At 74.3% G+C, this 18,980-nt stretch carries 17 protein-coding genes; 10 read left to right on the forward strand and 7 right to left on the reverse strand.

From position 1 onward, the window contains the following. Positions 1–184 precede the first annotated feature (184 nt). Genes ABD944_RS28935 through ABD944_RS28960 form a run of 6 tightly spaced genes read left to right on the forward strand, consistent with a single transcriptional unit; the run spans position 185 to position 6,283 of the window. On the forward strand, positions 185–982 hold the full coding sequence (locus ABD944_RS28935; RefSeq protein ID WP_345182114.1) for a crotonobetainyl-CoA--carnitine CoA-transferase: 798 nt from the start codon (positions 185–187) through the stop codon (positions 980–982). Continuing rightward, positions 975–2,285, forward strand: a complete 1,311-nt coding sequence (locus tag ABD944_RS28940) for an aminotransferase class V-fold PLP-dependent enzyme (RefSeq protein WP_345182116.1) — start codon at positions 975–977, stop codon at positions 2,283–2,285. The genes ABD944_RS28935 and ABD944_RS28940 overlap by 8 nt, the downstream gene beginning before the upstream one ends. 1 nt (position 2,286) lies before the next feature. Beyond that, complete coding sequence (locus tag ABD944_RS28945) at positions 2,287–3,405, forward strand: trans-sulfuration enzyme family protein (protein ID WP_345182118.1); 1,119 nt, start codon at positions 2,287–2,289, stop codon at positions 3,403–3,405. 19 nt (positions 3,406–3,424) lie between these two features. Continuing rightward, positions 3,425–4,378, forward strand: coding sequence for a homocysteine S-methyltransferase family protein (locus tag ABD944_RS28950; RefSeq protein ID WP_345182121.1), 954 nt, complete (start codon positions 3,425–3,427; stop codon positions 4,376–4,378). Positions 4,379–4,415: 37 nt separating this feature from the next. Further along, the gene (rfbB, locus tag ABD944_RS28955; RefSeq protein WP_345182123.1) at positions 4,416–5,414 is read left to right on the forward strand and encodes a dTDP-glucose 4,6-dehydratase; all 999 of its coding nucleotides are present in this window, start codon (positions 4,416–4,418) and stop codon (positions 5,412–5,414) included. After that, the gene (locus ABD944_RS28960) at positions 5,411–6,283 is read left to right on the forward strand and encodes a class I SAM-dependent methyltransferase (RefSeq protein WP_345182125.1); all 873 of its coding nucleotides are present in this window, start codon (positions 5,411–5,413) and stop codon (positions 6,281–6,283) included. The genes rfbB and ABD944_RS28960 overlap by 4 nt, the downstream gene beginning before the upstream one ends. A 30-nt stretch (positions 6,284–6,313) precedes the next feature. On the opposite strand, the gene ABD944_RS28965 is transcribed toward ABD944_RS28960, so the two are convergent. After that, positions 6,314–7,036, reverse strand: coding sequence for a hypothetical protein (locus ABD944_RS28965; RefSeq protein ID WP_345182126.1), 723 nt, complete (start codon positions 7,034–7,036; stop codon positions 6,314–6,316). A gap of 397 nt (positions 7,037–7,433) precedes the next feature. On the opposite strand from ABD944_RS28965, the gene ABD944_RS28970 reads away from it, so the two are divergent. From ABD944_RS28970 to ABD944_RS28985, 4 genes are all read left to right on the forward strand, one after another. Next, positions 7,434–10,328 carry a M36 family metallopeptidase gene (locus ABD944_RS28970; protein WP_345182128.1) on the forward strand — a complete coding sequence of 965 codons (2,895 nt, stop codon included), beginning with the start codon at positions 7,434–7,436 and terminating at the stop codon, positions 10,326–10,328. A 254-nt stretch (positions 10,329–10,582) separates the two neighbouring features. Further along, positions 10,583–11,176 carry a lytic polysaccharide monooxygenase auxiliary activity family 9 protein gene (locus ABD944_RS28975; RefSeq protein ID WP_345182130.1) on the forward strand — a complete coding sequence of 198 codons (594 nt, stop codon included), beginning with the start codon at positions 10,583–10,585 and terminating at the stop codon, positions 11,174–11,176. A gap of 95 nt (positions 11,177–11,271) precedes the next feature. Further along, complete coding sequence (locus ABD944_RS28980) at positions 11,272–11,928, forward strand: TetR family transcriptional regulator (protein WP_179848736.1); 657 nt, start codon at positions 11,272–11,274, stop codon at positions 11,926–11,928. Beyond that, complete coding sequence (locus ABD944_RS28985; RefSeq protein WP_345182132.1) at positions 11,925–12,332, forward strand: phosphomannose isomerase type II C-terminal cupin domain; 408 nt, start codon at positions 11,925–11,927, stop codon at positions 12,330–12,332. The genes ABD944_RS28980 and ABD944_RS28985 overlap by 4 nt, the downstream gene beginning before the upstream one ends. On the opposite strand, the gene ABD944_RS28990 is transcribed toward ABD944_RS28985, so the two are convergent. The 6 genes from ABD944_RS28990 to ABD944_RS29015 form a co-directional block, all read right to left on the reverse strand. Beyond that, positions 12,317–13,387: an ABC transporter ATP-binding protein gene (locus tag ABD944_RS28990; RefSeq protein WP_345182134.1), complete on the reverse strand. Its 1,071-nt coding sequence runs from the start codon at positions 13,385–13,387 to the stop codon at positions 12,317–12,319. The two genes, ABD944_RS28985 and ABD944_RS28990, sit on opposite strands and share 16 nt — an antisense overlap. Then, positions 13,384–14,418, reverse strand: coding sequence for an ABC transporter ATP-binding protein (locus tag ABD944_RS28995; RefSeq protein WP_345182137.1), 1,035 nt, complete (start codon positions 14,416–14,418; stop codon positions 13,384–13,386). The genes ABD944_RS28990 and ABD944_RS28995 overlap by 4 nt, the downstream gene beginning before the upstream one ends. A 25-nt stretch (positions 14,419–14,443) precedes the next feature. Beyond that, positions 14,444–15,322 carry an ABC transporter permease gene (locus ABD944_RS29000; protein ID WP_345182139.1) on the reverse strand — a complete coding sequence of 293 codons (879 nt, stop codon included), beginning with the start codon at positions 15,320–15,322 and terminating at the stop codon, positions 14,444–14,446. Between the two features lie 157 nt (positions 15,323–15,479). After that, positions 15,480–16,406, reverse strand: coding sequence for an ABC transporter permease (locus ABD944_RS29005; RefSeq protein ID WP_345182141.1), 927 nt, complete (start codon positions 16,404–16,406; stop codon positions 15,480–15,482). After that, positions 16,406–17,467 carry a LacI family DNA-binding transcriptional regulator gene (locus tag ABD944_RS29010; RefSeq protein ID WP_345182143.1) on the reverse strand — a complete coding sequence of 354 codons (1,062 nt, stop codon included), beginning with the start codon at positions 17,465–17,467 and terminating at the stop codon, positions 16,406–16,408. Before ABD944_RS29010 ends, ABD944_RS29005 begins: the two co-directional genes overlap by 1 nt. Then, positions 17,464–18,978: an ABC transporter substrate-binding protein gene (locus tag ABD944_RS29015; RefSeq protein ID WP_345182145.1), complete on the reverse strand. Its 1,515-nt coding sequence runs from the start codon at positions 18,976–18,978 to the stop codon at positions 17,464–17,466. Before ABD944_RS29015 ends, ABD944_RS29010 begins: the two co-directional genes overlap by 4 nt. Positions 18,979–18,980: the final 2 nt, after the last annotated feature.

Raw genomic sequence — 18,980 nt, forward strand, 5'->3', positions numbered from 1 at the left:
GCATAGTTACAATATATTACTGAAGTGATGATGTCCCGGGCTGGCCTGCGGGAGCACCGGTCCGCACGGGCACCGACTGCCTGTTCTCCGGGGCGCTTCCGGACGTGGTCGTTGGAGTCGTCCGATCACTTGCTATATGATAGTTAAGTGAGTGACCTCGCGCTCGTGACCTCCGGAACGGGAGATGGTGACCGAGGAACGCCCCGCCGGCGTCGACCTGTCCTCGCTGGCACAGCGCCATGCCGACCAGTGGGCCCCCGCGGGCGGGCGCGGCCCCTCGATCGCCCGGCTGGCCCGGACCGCCGTCCGGCTGGACGAGGACTACTGCCGGGCCGTGGCGGCGTACTACGACCGCGCGCCGCTGCGCGGCGGCGACGCGGAGCTGCGCCGGCGCTACGACCGGTTGAAGCGCCAGAACCTCCGGCAGTTCCGGTCGATCGTCGAGGCGGGCATCGAGATCGCCCCGTGGCTCGGAGAGGGACAGCCGTACAGGGGATCACGAGACCTGCGCGAGAGCGTGCACCGGACCGGGCGGCTCCACGTCTACCTGACCAGCGCGGGCCACGGGCCGTCGCCGGCCGCCGGCGACCACCCGCTGTCCGGGCCGTCGGGCATCGTGGTCGACGGGGTGGAGTTCTGCCACAACGACCTGTTCCGGGCCGTGCACGACATCTTCGGGCACGTGATGCTCGGCAACGGGTTCGGCCCCAAGGGCGAGTTCCTCGCGGCCTTCTGCCACATGCACACGTACTCGCGGGACGTGCATCCGATCCTGTTCACCGAGCAGATCGGTCAGATCTGCTGGTTCTTCTACGGCCCGCACCTCCTGGACGGCGCGGGCAGGCTGCCGGGACCCGGCGAACCCGGCCACGTGCCGCCGGCCCGCCGCCCGTACCCGGAGCAGAAGGTCTTCGCGTTCCCGGTGCGATTCCTCGACGCGTTCACGAGCCTTTTCCAGCTTGAGAGGAGTCCGGATGACTGACCTGATGCCGCAAGCGGGGGGACCTCCCGTACGGTTCGCGGACCAGGATCTCCTTCCCAGATCCATCAGGGACGACTTCCCGATCCTGGCGACCGCGCAGGGCGGCGGCGGGCCGCTGGTCTACCTGGACAACGCCGCGACGGCGCAGAAGCCGCGGGCGGTCCTCGACGCGATCGTCGACTACTACTCGACGGCGAACAGCAACGTGGGCCGCGGGTACTACCGGCTGAGCATGGCCTCCACCGACCGCTACGAGGAGGCGCGCGAGACCGTGCGGCAGGCGCTCGGCGCCGAGCACGCCGACGAGATCGTGTTCACCCGGGGCACCACGGACGCGGTGAACATGATCGCGGACGGCTTCGGCGCCGGGCTCGTCGGCCGGGGGGACCAGGTCGTCGTCACCGGCATGGAGCACAACTCCAACCTGCTGCCGTGGCGGCGGCTCTGCGAGCGGGCGGGGGCGGAGCTGGTCGTGGCCCCCGTGGACGAGCGGGGCGCCGTCGACGCCGCGGCCTTCGCCGCCGTCCTCGGGCCCCGCGTCCGGATCGCCGCCGTCGCCCACGTGTCCAACGTGCTGGGCACCGTCAACCCGGTGCGCGCGATGATCGCCGAGGCGCACCGGCGCGGTGTCCCGGTCGTCGTGGACGGAGCCCAGGCGGTGCCGCACGCGCCGGTGGACGTGCGCGGTCTCGACGCCGACTTCTACTGCTTCTCGGGGCACAAGGCCTACGGCCCGATGGGCACCGGGGTGCTGTACGGCAGGCGGGAGCTGCTCGCGGAGGTGCCGCCGTACCAGGTCGGCGGGGGGACGGTGAAGGGGGTGAGCCACACCGAGCCCGTCCGCTACGTCCCCGTGCCCGCCCGGTTCGAGGCGGGCACCCCGAACGTCGCGGGAGCCGTCGGCCTGGCCGCCGCGCTCCGGTATCTCCGCGATCTCGGCTGGGACGCCGTGCGGCGGCATGACGAGGCCCTGGTGCGGTACGCGGTCGAGGCGCTGCGGCGGATCGAGGGCGTGCGGATCGTCGGCGACCCGGCCGCGGCCCCGAGCGGGATCGTGTCCTTCGTCGTCGACGGCATCCACCCCTACGACGTCGGCGGGCATCTGGACCGCCACGGTGTGGCCGTGCGGAGCGGCGTGCACTGCGCCAGCACCTTCCTGGACGAGATGGGCCTGCTCGGGACCGTGCGGATGTCGTTCGCCGTCTACAACACCGTCGACGAGATCGACGTCGTGGCCGGCGCCCTGCGCTCGGTGCGGCCGGGCACCTGGACCGCCGACCACCCGACCACGCGTTTCCTGTGACATGCGCTTCGACACAAGGCTGGTCCACCTCGGCCAGGAATCCGACGGCGTCACCGGGGACGTGGTGCCGCCCGTCCATGTCGCGGCCACGTTCGAGCGGCGGGTCCAGGACCCGTTGCGCTACTTCTACTCGCGCGGCGAGAACCCGACGCGGGAGGCCCTCGAACGCTGCCTCGCCGGACTGGAGGACGCGCGCTTCGCCCTCGCCTTCGCCTCCGGGCAGGCGGCGGGGACCACGGCGCTGTCCCTGCTGCGCGCCGGCCGGAGGCTGATCGCCTCGGACGACGTGTACGGCGGCACCCGGTCGCTGTTCGCGCTGCTCGGCCGGCACGGCATCGCCGTGGACCACGTCGACCTCACCGACGCGCGCGCGCTCGACGCCGCGCTCGGCGACGACGTGGACATGATCTGGGTGGAGGCGCCGACCAACCCGCTCCTGAAGGTCGCCGACCTCGCGGTGGTGTGCGAGCGGGCCCGGCGGGCCGGCGCCCGCGTGGTGGTGGACAACACCCTCGCCGGCCCGGCGCTGCAGCGGCCGCTGCGGTTCGGCGCCGACATCACCCTGTACAGCACCACCAAGTCGATCGCCGGCCACTCCGACGTCATCGGCGGCGCCCTGGTCTACGACGACGAGGACCTGCACCGCGAGCTGTCGTCCCACCGCACCACCACGGGGAGCGTGCCCGGCGGCTTCGACTGCTTCCTGGTGCACCGCGGGCTCAAGACGCTCTCGCTGCGCACGGCCCGGCAGGTCGCCAACGCGGAGGAGATCGCCGCCGCGCTGCGCGGGTGCGCGCGGGTGGGCGCCGTCCACTATCCGGGGCTGCCCGAGCATCCGCAGCACGAGGTGGCGGCCCGGCAGATGTCGGCGCCCGGGTCGATCCTGAGCTTCGAGTACCTCGGCGAGCCGGAGAAGCTCCTGGACCGGGTGCGGCTGTACGCGTGCGCGGTCAGCCTCGGCGGCGTGCGCTCGCTCATCGAGTGCCCCGCCATGATGACGCACGCCTCCGTCCCCCGCGAGGTCCGGGGGCGGCTGGGCGTCTCGGACAACCTCATTCGGGTGTCGGCGGGCATCGAGGACCCCGCCGACCTGGTGCGGGACCTGATGGACGCGCTCTGAACTGCGGAGGGATGGACACATGAACGACCTATCCGGGGCACGCCGGTCCGGAGGCGGCGGGCCCCTGTGGCTGGACGGCGCGACCGCGACCGAGCTGCAGCGCGCCGGCATGAGCGTCGACGGCCCGTGGTGGACCAACCGGGCCATGAACACCGAGGCGGACCGCACGCGGCTGCGCGGGATCCACCAGGGCTACCTGGGCGCCGGAGCGCAGGTGATCACCGCCAACACCTTCCGGTGCAACCTGCGGGCGCTCAGCCGCCTCGGCCTCTTCGACGCCGGCCTGGCCTGGATGGTGCACGCCGCCGTGGGCGTGGCCCAGTCGGCGGTCCGCGCCGTCCAGGACGGGCGGGCGGACGGGCCGCAGGACGCGGACCGCCCCCTGGTCGCGGGCTCGGTGGGGCCGGTCGAGGACTGCTACCGGCCCGACCTGGTCCCTCCCGACGACGAGTTGCGGGACGAGCACCGCTGGCTGGCGACGGAGCTGATGCGGGTGGGCGTGGACCTCGTGCTGGTCGAGACGATGAACTCCGAGCGCGAGGCGCGCATCGCGCTGGAGGAGGTGCGGCGGGCGGGCGCCCGCGCCTGGGTCGGCTTCGTGTGCGACGCCGACGCCCGGCTGCTGTCGGGGGAGAAGCTGGCCGAGGCGGCCGCCGCCGCCGAACGCGACGGCGCCGAGGCCGTGCTCGTCAACTGCACCGCTCCCACCGACAGCGAGACGGCGCTGCGGGCGCTGCGGGACGCCTGCTCGGGCCCGATCGGCGTCTACCCCAACATCGAGGACCGCGGCGGCATCCCCCGTTCGGCGCACGTCGACCGGCACGTCCCCGCCGCGATGGGGCCCGAGGAGTTCGCCGATCTGGTCGCCCGCTGGGACGCGGAGTTCTCCCTGGACGTGGTCGGCGGCTGCTGCGGCACGACGCCGGACCATCTGGCCGCGGCCCGCGACCGGCTGCTCCGGAGCGGGCGGTGAGGGTCCGCGGCGCCCGCCGCCGGGCGCGGACCGGCTCATGAGGATCCTCGTGACCGGCGGCGCCGGGTTCGTCGGGTCCCACTACGTGCGCCGGCTCCTCGGGCCCGAACGGGCCGGGGGCGGCGCGCACCAGGTCACCGTCCTGGACAAGCTCACCTACGCCGGCAACCCGGCCAACCTCGACCCGGTGCGCCGCGCGCCGGGCTTCGCCTTCGTCCACGGGGACGTCGCGGACGCCGCGGTGGTCGACGACCTCGTCGCCGCCCACGACGCGATCGTCCACTTCGCCGCGGAGTCCCACGTCGACCGGTCGATCCGGTGCGCGCAGGACTTCGTCGTCACCAACGTCCTCGGCACGCAGACGCTGCTGGAGGCGGCGCGGCGCCACGGCACCGCCCCGTTCGTGCACGTGTCGACCGACGAGGTCTACGGGCCGATCGGGACGGGGCGGTGGAGCGAGCGGGACCCGCTGTCGCCGGGGAACCCGTACGCGGCGTCCAAGGCCGCGGCCGACCTCGTCGTGCTCGCCTGCCACCGGACCTTCGGGATGGACGTCCGGATCACCCGGGGCTGCAACACCTACGGCCCGTACCAGTTCCCCGAGAAGATCGTCCCGCTGTTCGTCACCGAGCTGCTCGACGGGGGGAAGGCGCCGCTGTACGGCGACGGGCTCCACGTCCGCGAGTGGCTGCACGTCGACGACCACTGCCGCGCCGTGCACCTGGCGCTGACGAAGGGCCGGGCGGGCGAGGTCTACAACGTCGGCGGCGTTCCGCTGACCAACCGCGAGCTGACCGGGCGGCTGCTGGCCCAGTGCGGCGCGGGCTGGGACGCGGTGTCGTACGTGGAGGACCGCAGGGGCCACGACCGCCGGTACGCGATGGACTGCACGAAGATCGCGGCGGAGCTCGGGTTCCGGCCGCGCCGGGACCTCGCCGCGGGCCTCGCGGAGACCGTCGCCTGGTACCGGGACAACCGCGAATGGTGGGAGCCGCTCACGATGCACGTGCCGCGGGACGTGGAGGTGAACTCGTGACGGCCGCGGACATCGACCCCGTCGCCGTCAAGCAGGGGCAGCGGGCCTCCTGGGACGCCCTCAGTGCGAACTGGGCGGCGGCGCAGGAGAGGTTCGAGCTCGGAGCCGCCGCGGTGACGCGGCGGCTGCTCGATCTCGGCGGCGTGCGGGAGGGCCAGGCGGTCCTCGACGTCGGGACCGGCCACGGGGAGCCCGCCCTGACGGCGGCCCGTCGGGTGGGGCCCACCGGGAGGGTGACCGGAGTGGACATCTCCCCGGCGATGCTCGACCTGGCCAGGCGCCGGGCCGAGGGCACGCCGAACCTCGTGTTCGCCGAGGCGGACGTGGAGTCCATCGACCTGCCGGCGGGCTCGTTCGACGTCGTGCTCAGCCGCTGGGGGCTGATGTTCGCGGTGGACCGCGTCGCCGCCTTCCGCGGCCTCGCCCGGCTCCTGGCCCCCGGGGGCGTGCTCGCCGCGGCGGTGTGGGGCGAGGCGCCGAGCGCGCCGGCGATCTCGCTGGGCTTCCGGGTGCTGAGCGAGCGGCTCGAACTGCCGCCCCCGCCGCCCGGAACGCCGGGCCCGTTCAGCATGGCCGACCCGGAGCGCCTCGCCGCCGAGGTGGCCGCGGCGGGGTTCGCCGACGTGTCGGTGACCGAGTTCGTCGTGCGGTTCCCGTTCGACTCCGTCGAGCAGTGCGTCGCGTTCACCAAGGCCGTGACGCCGCCGATGCTGCTGCGGAAGCTCGCGGAGCGCTTCGGCTCCGCGGACGACCCGGGCACGTGGCGGGCCTTCGCCGACGCCACCGGGCCCTACCGCTCCGGCGGCGAGGCGTTCACGCTGCCGTCGACGGCGCTGATCGTCCGGGCCGTCGCGCCCGTCCGGGACTAGCCCGCCGGCCCCGCGCCGGGGCCGGCGGCGTCACGGCGCGGGCGGCGGGCACCGGCGGGGCAGCACGACCCTGCCGGGGGCGTGCTCGAAGGTCGACATCACCAGCCACTCGTCCAGCTCGGGGTCGTACAGGTTCTGGAGGCCGAACTGCAGCACCTGCCAGAAGGTCGTCGGGTCGCGCTGGTCGACGTAGACGTCGCCGAGCGCGATCGGGAACCTGAGGTACTTCCCCGGAGGCAGCTGCGGAGCGACGACGCCGACCCGCCAGTGGTCGACGTGCCGCTGCGGCCTGCGCTGAAGGATCTCCCGCCCGACGAACCGCGCCGTCGCGAGTTTGCGGTTGAGGACGCCGAGGTCGAATCCCGGAATCCGCGAGCACCGGTGGTCGCGGAGACCGGGCCATTTGTAGGTCAGGGTGTAGAGGGAATTCTTGTAGATGAGGTTCGTGAACCAGATCGGGTATCGCGGACCGCCCGCGATCATCTGGCTGTTCCCGCCGTTCCCCGTCCAGGTGAACGGGACCGTGATGCCGAGATCCCGGACGATCCATTTCCCCGTCCCGCGGAAGTCCCGCGGGAGTCGGGGCGGCGAAGGCGTGTGCGGGCCGGCCTGCTCCGCGGTCGTCGCATCGCCCGGCGGCCGGGGTCCGATCGGGGAGGCGGCCCGGGCGGGCCCCACGGCCGCCGGGGCCATGGCGACCGATCCGGCGAGCACCCCCAGCGCGGCCGTCCGGCGCGAACGTGTCCAGTTCATGATTCTCCCGGCGCCGCGTCGCGCGCGGGTTCCGGCGCGGCATGTCGAACGCGGCGATCATTTTGCTCCCTCCCCGGCGGCGGAGGAGCGAAGACCACAGGCAGGTCAGGGTCTGTTCCCGACCCGGTGAGGGCGCGGGCGGCGGGCGGTGGCCGGGCCCGGTCAACCGGCCGGGCGGTCGCGGCGGGCGTGGCCGCCCGGCAACGATCGGGCGCCTGACATGGGATTTTCGAGGAAACGGCGGTGTCAAGGGCGAAGACCGCCGCACGGCGACACTTCGTAAATGTGGTGATTCGCCATAGGTGAGTGGTGAAAGCGCTGCTTGTCTCTAGATCGGCCGGATGTCCCCTCCGGCCGATTCCCGAGACCGGGCCCGTCGGCCCGCCTCCAGGAGGCAATGGTGCCCAGGACGCGCTGGACCGCCCTGACCGCTCTGGCGGCCACCGGAACACTCCTCACCGCCGGCCTCGCGGTCCCCGGACGGGCCGAGCCGCCGCCTCCCCGCCCGCGGCCGCCGGGAGAGCACACCGAGCCGGCCGACAAGGACGCGCGGCCCGGGCGGCTGGCCCCGACGAGCCGCCAGATGGGCGCCGCCCGCGGCGTGACCGTGCGGTGGAACAGGCTCGGCACGCCCGCCTCGGTGACCGATGCCGCGCCCCTGGCCGGCGGGCTGCCCGGGGATCCGGAGAAGGCCGCCCGCGCGTACCTGGCCGGGCACCGGGACCTGTTCGGCCTCGACGCCGCCGCCGTCGGCGCGCTGGAGAAGGTCGCCGTCAACCCGGTCGGCGACGGCGCGGCCGTGCTGCTGCGCCAGCGGTTCGGCGGCCTTCCCGCCGGCCACGACGGCCTGGTGGCGGTCGGGGTGACCCGCGGCGAGGTCGTCTCGGTCACCTCGACCCTCTCCCGCGACGTCGCCGCCCCGGCGCCCGCCACGCTCTCCCCGCGGGACGCGGTGGCCGCGGCCGGGCGGGACGCGGGCATCCCCGCGTCGGCCGGCGACCCCCGCAAGGCGCGGCTCGTCGCGGTGCCCACGGCCGAGGGCGTCCGCAGCGCGTACCAGGTCACGCTCATGGACGCCTCCGGGGCGGAGCCGAAGGCCGTCACCTCCCACGTCGACGCCCGGACGGGCTCGGTGCTCGTGCGGGAGAACCTCGTCGACCACGACAGCGACGACCCGCGCTGGGCGGTGTTCCCGGCGACCCCGCCCGGCGACTACTCCTCCCGCGACACCCGGGAGACCTGGTGCTTCGCGCCCGCGGCGGGGTGCCGCACCGTCGGCGGCGACCCCTCCAGCGGACGGCCCTGGGACGTCGACCCGGCGACCGGCACGTCCAGCGCGACGACCGTGGGCAACGCGGCGAGGTCGTACGAGAACCGCGCGAGCGGCGACCCCTTCACGGTGGGGACCCGCACCAGCGCGCCGAAGCCCGACCGGAACTACACCTACCCGTGGACCAACCAGTGGCACACGGGCAGGTGCGACCCCGCGACGCTGGACAGCCCGCAGGAAGCGGACCTGGAAGCGGCCATGTCCAACCTGTTCGTCCAGCACAACCGGATGCACGACTGGTCGTACCGGCTCGGGTTCACCGAGTCGGCCTGGAACATGCAGGCCGACAACGGTGAGCGCGGCGGGCTCGGCGGCGACCCCGAGCAGGGCAACGCGCAGGCCGGCGCGCGGTTCCCGACCGTCCGCGACAACGCCAACCAGATCACCCCGCCGGACGGGACGCCCGCCATCACCAACATGTACCTGTGGCAGCCGATCGCGGGCTCGTTCTACCCGCCGTGCGTCGACGGCGACTTCGACATGAGCGTCATCGGCCACGAGTACACCCACGCCATCTCCGGCCGCATGATCGCCGGACCGGACGCCGGGTGGAGCGGGCCGCAGGCGGGCGCCATGAACGAGAGCACCTCCGACCTGTTCGCCATGGAGTACCTCAACGAGTACGGGCTGCGCCAGCCCGGCCGCACGCCGTACGTCATCGGCGGGTACGTCACCGGAGACCGGCGCGCCGGGATCCGCAACTACGACATGAGCCGGAGCCCGCTGAACTACGCCGACCTCGGATACGACCTCGTGGGCACCCAGGTCCACGCCGACGGCGAGATTTGGACCGCCACCCAGTTCGACCTGCGCCAGGCGTTCGTCCGGAGGTACGGCGAGGGCGGCGCCGCGTCGCAGCGCGGGTGCGCCGACGGGACGGTGCCGGTGGCGAAGTGCCCGGGCAACCGGCGCTGGGCGCAGCTGTCGTTCGACGCGCTGCTGCTCATGGCCGGCGGTGCGGTGAGCTACGTCGACCACCGCGACGCCCTGCTGGCCGCCGATACCCTCCGCTTCGGCGGCAGGGACCACGAGATGATGTGGAAGGTCTTCGCCGAGCACGGCCTCGGGAAGGACGCCGCGAGCAACGGCCCCGCCGACGCCGACCCGACGCCGAGCTTCGCCTCGCCCCTGTCGCGCAACGCCCGCGTCCGGCTGACGCCCCTCGGGGACGCCAGGGGCGGCAAGGTGCGCCTGTACGTGGGCGACTACGAGGCCCGCGCGGTCCCCGTCGCCGACACCGACCCGGCGACCCCGCTCGGCGACACCGTCGCGCTCGCCCCGGGCCGCTACTCCTTCGTCGCGGTGGGCGCGGGCTTCGGGCACCGGCGGTTCACCGCCGCGGTCGGCGCGTCGCAGCGGACCCTGCCGGTGGCGATGTCCCGCAACGAGGCCGCGGGCGCCAACGGCGCGACGGCGACCGGCGACGGCGCGTCCCAGGCCGCGCTGCTCGACGAGACCGAGGCGACGAACTGGCAGTCGGTGACGGCCCCGGTCGCCGGACGCCAGGTGACCGTGGACCTGGCCGGCGACCGCCCGGTCAGGGTCGGCAGGGTGCAGGTGAGCGCGATGCTGCGGCCTTCGGTGGCGGGCGATCCGGAGGGCGCGGGCGGCACGCAGAACCGGTTCACGGCGCTGCGCGCCTTCCGGCTGCTGGCCTGTGACGCCTCCAAGGCCGACTGCGCCCAGAACGCCTCGTACCGCACCGTCTACACCAGCCCGTCCGACGCGTTCCCGGCCGACCGGCCGCGGCCCACGGCGCCGGACCTGATCCTGCGCTCGTTCGGCCTGCGGGACGTCACCGCGACGCACCTGCGGCTGGAGGTGGTCTCCAGCCAGTGCACGGGCGCGCCGGCCTACGCCGGGGAGCAGGACGACGACCCGCGGTCGGCCACCGACTGCGGCACCGCGAGCCCGAGCGCGGGCATCGTGCGGACCGCCGAGCTCCAGGCGTTCGCCCGCTAGGAGAGAGGCCGGACCGAGCGGGGGGCGGAGAGGATCCGCCCCCCGCTTCGCCTTGCAGGGCGGGCCGCCGGGGCCCGCGGCTTTGCCGTGCCTGCCTGAGGCTTGTCTCCGCGTGCCCGATCCCGGGCGGTCCGGTTGACGGAGCGGCGCGGCGCCGCGACCTTCTAAAAGGAAAGTTTCCTTAGAGTTGGCCTCTGGGCCGGCTCCCTCCGCTTTCGGGTACGCCGTACCTCCCCCCGCCAAGGAGACGCAGGATGCCAAGGAAGACCAGCCTCGCCGTGGCCGCCGCCGTGACCGCCGGGCTGCCGCTGGCGCTCGCCGTGCCGGCCTGGTCCCACGGGTACACCACCTCGCCCCCGAGCCGCAGCTACCTGTGCGGGACGCACCAGGTCCGCAACTGCGGCCAGGTCCAGTGGGACCCCGACGGCGTCGAGGGGCCGAAGGGCTTCCCGCAGCGCGGACCGGGCGACGGGAAGATCTGCGCCGGCGCCGACGGGCGCTGGGCGCCGCTCGACGACCCGCGCGGCGGGACCGGGTGGCCCGCCACGAAGGTGACGGCCGGCCAGTCGTTCAGCATCAGCTGGCAGTTCACCGCCGCGCACGCCACCACGTCCTTCCGCTACTTCCTCACCAAGGACGGCTGGGACGCCGCCAAGCCGCTGACCCGCGGCGCTCTGGAGCTCACGCCGTTCCTCCAGCAGAACTACAACGGGCGGCCGCCGTCCGGCCAGACCACCCACACCGGGACGCTCCCGCAGCGGCACGGCCGGCACCTCCTGCTCGCCGTGTGGGACATCGCCGACACCGGCAACGCCTTCTACCAGTGCTCTGACCTCGACTTCGGCTGACCCGCCGGCGGGCGGCCGGCCCGCGGCGGGCACGCCTCCCCGCCGCGGGCCGGCCGGTGTTGTCACCGGGTAACACCCCCGGATACCGTGCTGTCATGACGAGTGCGGCGGGCCGGCCGGGGCCCGGACCACGGCGTGACCCCGGCCGCCGCCGTGCCCTGCTGGAGGCGGCCGACCGGGTCATCCAGCGCGAGGGGCCCGAGGCGTCCATGGCCGCGATCGCCGCGGAGGCGGGGATCAGCAAGCCGATCCTGTACCGCCACTTCGGCGACAAGAGCGGCCTCTACCAGGCGCTGGCCGAGCGGCACACGCGCAAGCTGATCGAGGGCATCCGGGACGAGTTCTCCCGCGGCGACCCGATCCGCGACCGCACCCGCTCCACCATCGACACCTACCTGGCGACGATCTCCAAGAACCTCAACCTCTACCGGTTCCTCATGCACCGGGCGAGCGCCGAGGACACGGCCACGCACAGCGCGATGAGCACCATGATCCGGGACGTGAGCCGGGAGCTGGCCGAGGTGATGATCGCCGAGGGGGAGATGGCGGACCGGACCCGCGCCTACGTGTGGGGCCACGCGATCGTCGGCATGGTGCAGACGGCCGGCGACTGGTGGCTGGACCACGCCGACGACGTGCCGCGCGAGGCCGTCGTCGACGGCCTCGTCGACCTCGTCCTCGGCGGGCTTCCCGCCGCCGCGTCCGAAGCCCGCGGCCCCCGCCCGCCCGACGACCCGCGATCCCCGAGGTGACCGTGCAGACCGACGTGCCGACCGGCGCGCAGCCCCAGGCCCGCCGTGACCCGCGGCCCGTGCCGGACGTGCGGACCGAGCGGCGGCCCTGGGGCCGCTTCGAGCGCTTCACCCTCAACGAGCCGTCCACCGTGAAGATCATTCACGTGGAGCCGGGGCAGCGGCTCAGCCTCCAGCGGCACCGCGACCGCGACGAGCTGTGGGTCGCGCTCGACCCCGGTGCGGTGTTCGAGGTGGCCGGGCGCCGCGTCCTCCCGGAGGTGGGGGAGCGGGTGCTGATCCGCGCGGGGGAGACCCACCGGCTCGGCTCGGACGGCCCGGCCGTGCGCGTCATGGAGATCGCCTTCGGCCGGTTCGACGAGGACGACATCGAGCGCCTCGACGACGCCTACGGCCGCGCCTGACCCTCGCGGCCCCCGCCCTCCGGCGCCCGTTCCCGCGCGGGCGGGGCCGTCGTTCCGGCGCCGTCGGCGAAGTGGCAGGCCACCGCCTGGGGCAGCCCGTCCCGCGGGACGAGCGCGGGTGTCTCCCGCTCGCAGACGTCGGCGGCCATGTAGCAGCGGGTCCGGAACCGGCATCCGCTGGGCGGCTCGGCCGCCGACGGCACCTCCCCGCGCAGCACGATCTCACCCGCGTCGTCGCCGGGCCGGTCGCGGACGGACGGCGCCGCCGACAGCAGCGCTCGCGTGTAGGGGTGCTGCGGGTCGCCGAACACCTCGGCGGCCGGCCCCCGCTCGACGATCGTGCCGAGGTACATGACGGCGACGTCGTGGGCGATGTGCCGGACGACGTCCAGGTCGTGGGAGATGAACAGGTACGCCACGCCCAGCTCGGACTGCAGGTCCGCCAGCAGGTTGAGGATCTGCGCGCGGACCGACACGTCCAGCGCGGACACCGCCTCGTCGCACACCAGGAGCTTCGGCCGCAGCGCCAGGGCGCGGGCGATCGCGACGCGCTGGCACTGGCCGCCTGACAGCTGGTGCAGGTGCCGGGGGCCGTGCTCGGGGGCGAGGCCCACGAGGTCGAGGAGCCGGGCGACCTCGGCGTCCTCCCGGTCGCGCGGCACGATCCCCGGGTGGACGCGCCAGCCCTCGGCGACGACGTCGGCGACGGTCATCCTCGGGTTCAGCGACGTGTAGGGGTCCTGGAACACCATCTGCAGGTCGCGGCTCATGCGGCGGCGCCGGCGGGGCGGGACGGACGCCAGGTCCGCGCCCGCGAACTCGATCGACCCGGCGAACGCCGGGCGCAGCCCCACCACGGCCCGCGCCAGCGTCGACTTGCCGCAGCCCGACTCGCCGACGACGCCCAGCGTCCGCCCGGCCCGCACGGTCAGGTCGAGCCCGGCGACGACGGGCACCCGCCGCCGTCCGAACCCGTGGCGGCCGGGGCGCTCGTACCCCGCCTCCAGGCCGCTGACCCTGAGCACGACCTCGGTGTCCTGCGCGGTGGCCGTCATCGGGGCTCCTCGCTGTGCTGGGAGGCGACGACCTCCGCGGAGTGGTGGCAGGCGACGGCGCGGTCGCCGTCCCCGGTGAGCGGCGGGTCCTCGGTGCGGCACCGGTCGGTCGCGAACGGGCAGCGCGGGTGGAACGCGCAGCCGCCGGGACGGTGCCGCGGGTCCGGCGGGACGCCGTCGATCGGCTTGAGGCGGCCGCCGGACCCGGCGTCCGGCACGGCCTCCAGCAGGCCGAGCGTGTACGGGTGGGCGGGGCGCGTGTAGACGGCGTCCAGCGGGCCCCGCTCCACGATCCGCCCGGCGTACATCACCGCGACGTCCTGCGCGACCCGCGCCACCACGCCGAGGTCGTGCGAGACCAGCAGCGTCGCGAGGTCGGCCTCGCGTTGCCGCCGCGCGAGCAGCCGCAGGATCTGCGCCTGCACCGTGACGTCGAGCGCGGTGGTCGGCTCGTCGGCCAGCAGCACCGACGGACCGAGCGCCAGCGCCATCGCGATCACCGCGCGCTGCCGCATGCCGCCGGAGAACTCGTGCGGGTGGTCGCCGTAGCGGGACTCGGCGGAGGCGATGCCGACCTCGCGCATCAGCGCGACCGCCCGCTCCCGGGCCTCCCGCCGGCCGAGGCCGAGGCGCCGCCGGAAGGGCTCGGCGATCTGCGGGCCGACGGCGAAGCCGGGGTTCAGCGCCGCCATCGGGTCCTGGAAGATCATCGCGACGCGGCTGCCGCGGGTCTCGCGCCAGCGCCGGGCCGAGAAGCCGCCCGTGTCCTCGCCCTCCAGGACGACGGACCCGGAGGTGATCTGCGCGCCGGGCGGCAGCAGCCCGATGAGCGCGAGCGAGGTCAGGCTCTTGCCGCTGCCGGACTCGCCGACCAGGGCGAGGACGCGGCCGCGCCGCAGCCGCAGGTCGACGCCCCGCACGACCGGCGTGACCTGCCGGCCGGAGCGGAACCCGATGTGCACGTCGCGCAGCTCCGCGGCCACGTCCCCGGAGGCCGGGGCGTGCGCGTGATCGACGGCTGGAACGGTCATGTGCGCCTCCATGGGATGTGCGCCATCAGATCTGCGAGCGCGGGTCGGACAGGTCGCGGAAGGCGTCGCCCACGAGGCCGACGCCGGTGACGACGGCGGCCAGCGCGATCGCCGGCATCGTGGAGATCCACCAGGCCGAGCCGAGGTAGTCGCGGCCCGCCGAGACGGTCGCGCCCCACGACGCCTGGTCCGGCGGGATGCCGAGGCCGAGGAAGCTCAGCGACGCCTCCGCCACCATGACCAGGCCGATCTGCACGGTCGCGGCGACCAGCAGCGGCTGCCAGCACGACGGCAGCACGTGCCGGAACAGGATCCGCGCGTGCCCCGCGCCGAGCACCCGCGCCGAGTCGACGAACTCCAGGTCCCGGGTCGCGAGCGCGGACGCCCGCACCACCCGGGCGAAGATCACCCAGCGGGTCACCGCCAGCGTGATGACGATGTTGGTGACGCTCGGGCCGAGGACGCCCGCGATGAGGATGGCCAGCAGGATCGACGGGAACGCCAGCTGCACGTCCCCGAACCGGGACAGGACGGCGTCGGTCCAGCCGCCGAAGTAGCCGGACACGAGCCCCGCCACCAGGCCCGCGGCGCCGCCGATGAGCACGGTGGCGGCGCCGACGAGCAGCGACACGCGGCTTCCGGCGAGCAGCGCGGACAGCAGGTCGCGCCCGACCTGGTCGGTGCCGAGCCACGCGACCGACCCGTCCCCGAGCCGGGCGCCCGGCGCCAGCAGCCGGTGCGGCAGGTCGGTCGCGGCCGGGTCGTAGGGCATCAGCAGCGGCCCGAACACGGCCGCCAGGACGAACAGCCCGACGATGGCGAGGCCCGCCCACGCCCGCGCGGGCAGCCTCCTGCGCCGCCGGGCCGCGGGGACCGCGACCGCGGCGGGTGCGATGGCACTCATGCTTCCTCCTTGTGGGGGACGGTCCCCCACGCCCCCTGCTTCGCTGCGCTCATGCGTTCTTCGGGTGGGGGGGCGACCCCCCACACCCCCCGGTTCGCTGCGCTCATGCGCTGTTCGGGTGGGGGGGCGACCCCCCACACCCCCCGGTTCGCTGCGCTCATGCGTTTTCCGGGGTGAGACGTGGGTCGAGGGCGACGCACAGGACGTCCACGAGGAGGTTCAGCGCGATGTAGGAGACGGTGATCGTGACGATCGCGGCCTCGACGACGGCGTAGTCGCGGTTGGTGATCGCGTCCACCATCAGCGAACCGATGCCCGGCCAGGAGAACACGACCTCGATGATCACCGCGTTGGCGATGAAGTTGCCCATCAGCAGCCCGAGGACGGTGACGACGGGCAGCGCGATGTTGCGCGCCACGTGCACGTACATCACGGCGCCCTCGCCGGTCCCCTTCGCGCGGGCGGTGCGGACGTAGTCCTTGCCGCTCTCCTCCAGCGCGCCGTTGCGGACGAGCCGGGCCAGCCAGCCCACGAACGGCAGCGCCAGCGTCACCGAGGGCAGGATGACCGCCTCCGGGCCGCCGCCCGCCGTGCTCGGCAGCCAGTTCAGCTGCCGCGCGAACAGCAGGATCAGCACGATGCCGAGCCAGAACGACGGCACCGCCTGCCCGACCAGCGAACCCGTGGAGACCAGCAGGTCGAGGATCCTGCCGGGCCGCCGCGCGCACATCATGCCGAGCGGGTAGCCGGCGGCGAGGGTGACGACCAGGGCGAGCGAGGCCAGCGTCAGGGTGGCGGGGAACCGGTCCAGGACGGCGCCCATCGCGCCGCCGCCGAGCCGCCACGAGTCGCCGAAGTCGCCGCGCAGGATCTCGCCCATGTGCGCGAGGTACTGCCGCCACAGCGGCTCGTCCAGCCCGAAGTCGGCCCGGACGGAGGCGAGCTGCGCGGGACTGGCGTCCGGTCCGAGGATCAGCGTCGCGGGGTCGCCGGGGACGACGCGCACGACGAGGAACACGACCGTGACGGCGCCCCAGGCCACGATGAGGGCCTGACCGGCGCGCCTCAGCAGGAACCGTCCCATCAGCCGCCTCCGTTCGCGGTCCGCGACGAGGCGCGGACGACCAGTTCCGCCGGCAGCAGGGTCTGCCGCGGGGAGCCCGCGCCGGACTCGCCCGACATCCGTTCGAGGAGCCGGTCCACCGCGGCGGCGCCGACCTCGGCGGCCGGCAGCCGGACCGTGGTGAGCGGCGGCGCGAGATAGGCGGCGAACGGGTGGTCGCCGTGCCCGGCGACGCGGACGTCGCCGGGGATGCTCAGCCCGTGCTCGGTGAGCGCCCGGTACACGCCGAGCGCGAAGTAGTCGTTGCCGGCCAGGACGGCGGCGCCCGGCCCGACGCGGGCGGCGAGCCCGCGCCCGATCTCGTAGGAGTCCACCGGGTCCCACGGCTGCGAGCTGGCCTCGCGGCGCCGGGTCGGCACCTTCACCATGTGGTCGTCGCGGACCGCGATGCCGTGCTCGTCGAGCACGGACCGGAACCCTCGGACGCGCTCCGCGACGGGTGAGATGTCCAGGTCCTCCTCGACCAGGTACAGGTCGCGGGCGCCCTCGGCGACGAGGTGCTCGGTGGCGCGCCGCGCGCTGTCGTAGTAGTCGACGCCGACGAGGTCGGTGTCGAGCCCCGGCAGGTCGCGGTTGACCAGGACGACCGGCGTCCCGGACTTGCGGAGCCGGTCCCAGTGGTCGATCCCGTGCTGGACGGGCACCGCCAGGACGCCGTCCACGCCCCAGCGCATCAGCTCGTCCACGACGCGCCGCTCGTTGTCGACGCTGTCCTCGGTGACCATCAGCATCAGCGAGTAGCCGTGGACCCGGCCGCGCTCCTCGATGGCGCTGATCAGACGGGTGTAGAAGGGGTTGGACGGGTTGGTGATGACCAGCCCGAGGGTCATCGCGTTGCCCTGCACGAGGGACCGCGCCATGGTGTTCGGCACGTACCCGAGGCGTTCGGCCTCGGCCCGCACCCGCTCGCGGGTCTCGGGGCTGACCGCGTCCTTGCCGGCCAGGGCGCGGGACACCGTGTTGACCGACAGGTCGAGGGCGGCGGCGATGTCCCGCAGGGTGGCCCTGCGGCGGGGTGTCATGGGTTCCTCCTGACCGTGGACAGGTCCGGCTGGTTGTTCGCCGCCGGGGTGAAGCCGGAGAGCCCGGTCCGCAGCCCGTAGGCGGTGGTGAGCGCGGCGGGGAAGATCCCGACCGCGTCGTCCCAGATCGTCTTGCAGGCCCGCGCGTACAGCTCCTCGCGCCGGCCGGGGTCGGCGGCCTGCCCGGCCTCGGCGAGCACCGCGTCCAGCCCGGGATTGCGGTAGCCCATCCGGTCGGCCTTGGACGTGTAGAGCCGGCCGAGGGTGAACGCGGCGTCGCCGGTCGTCACGGTGTTGGTCTGCAGCTCCATGTCCCAGTCGAGGGAGTTGAGGCGCTGCAGCCACTGGGCCTTCTCGATGCTCTGCGGCCTGACCTCGACCCCGATCCGCGCCCACCCCGAGATCATCGACTGGGCCAGCTCCCGGGCGAGGGGGCCGGTGGCGTCGAACCACATCATCGTGGTCTCGAAGCCGTCCCCGAGACCGGCGGCGCGCAGCGCCGCGCGGGCCGCGGCCGGGTCGTACCGGTACGGCGCCTGCTCGGCGTAGCCGAAGACGGTCGAGGGGATCGGCGCGCGCATGCGCTCGGCGCCCGCGCCGAACAGCTTCCCGACGATCTCCTCCATGTCGAGCGCCTGCCACATCGCCCGCCGGACCCTCGGGTCGGTGAACGGCTTGCGGCCGCAGTTGAACCACGTGAGGTAGTAGGTCCAGCTCGGCACCGTCCGGACCCTGACGCCGCGCCGCCCCCGCACCTCGCCGAGCTGGTCGGACGGGACGGGCCACAGCAGGTCCACGTCCCCGTTGCGCAGCGCCGTGATCGCGCTGGAGGTCTCGGCGATGAACGGCATCGAGATGCCGGGCAGCCCGGCGCGGCCTCCCCAGTACCCGTCGAACCGGGCCAGCTCCACGTTGGTCGACGGGGTGAACCCCGTCACGCGGAACGGGCCCGAGCCCACCGGGCGGCGCTTCTGCGCCGGGTCGGCCACGCGCCGGGCCGGCACGATGAACAGCAGGGTCAGGTTCACCGGCAGGGTGCCCATCGGGCCGTCCGTCACGAACGTGACGCGGTGGTCGCCGTCGGCCCGCGCGGACTTCACCGTGGCCCACAGCGCGGACTGCGCCGACTTCACGGCCTTGGTGCGCTCCACGCAGGCGACGACGTCCCGCGCGGTCAGCGGGCTCCCGTCGTGGAAGCGGACGCCGGGGCGCAGGTCGAACACCCACGTCGTGTCGTCCGTCCGCCGCCACGACGTCGCCAGGCCGGGCGCGAGCCGCCCGCCCTCGTAGCGGACGAGCGTGTCGAACACCAGCCGCTTGACGATCAGCGACGCCTCGTCGACCGCCGTCCCCGCGTTGTAGGGGTCGAGGTCGGTGACCGGCTGCCCGAACGCGGCGCGCAGCGATCCGTCCGGCGCGGCCGCCGCCCCGGGCACCGCGCAGCCGCCGAGCGCCACGGCGGAGGCGGCCAGGCCGGTCAGGGCGAGGAACTCGCGCCTGCGCACGTCCATGA

The organism is Actinomadura verrucosospora, from assembly GCF_039540335.1.
Lineage (GTDB): Bacteria > Actinomycetota > Actinomycetes > Streptosporangiales > Streptosporangiaceae > Spirillospora > Spirillospora verrucosospora.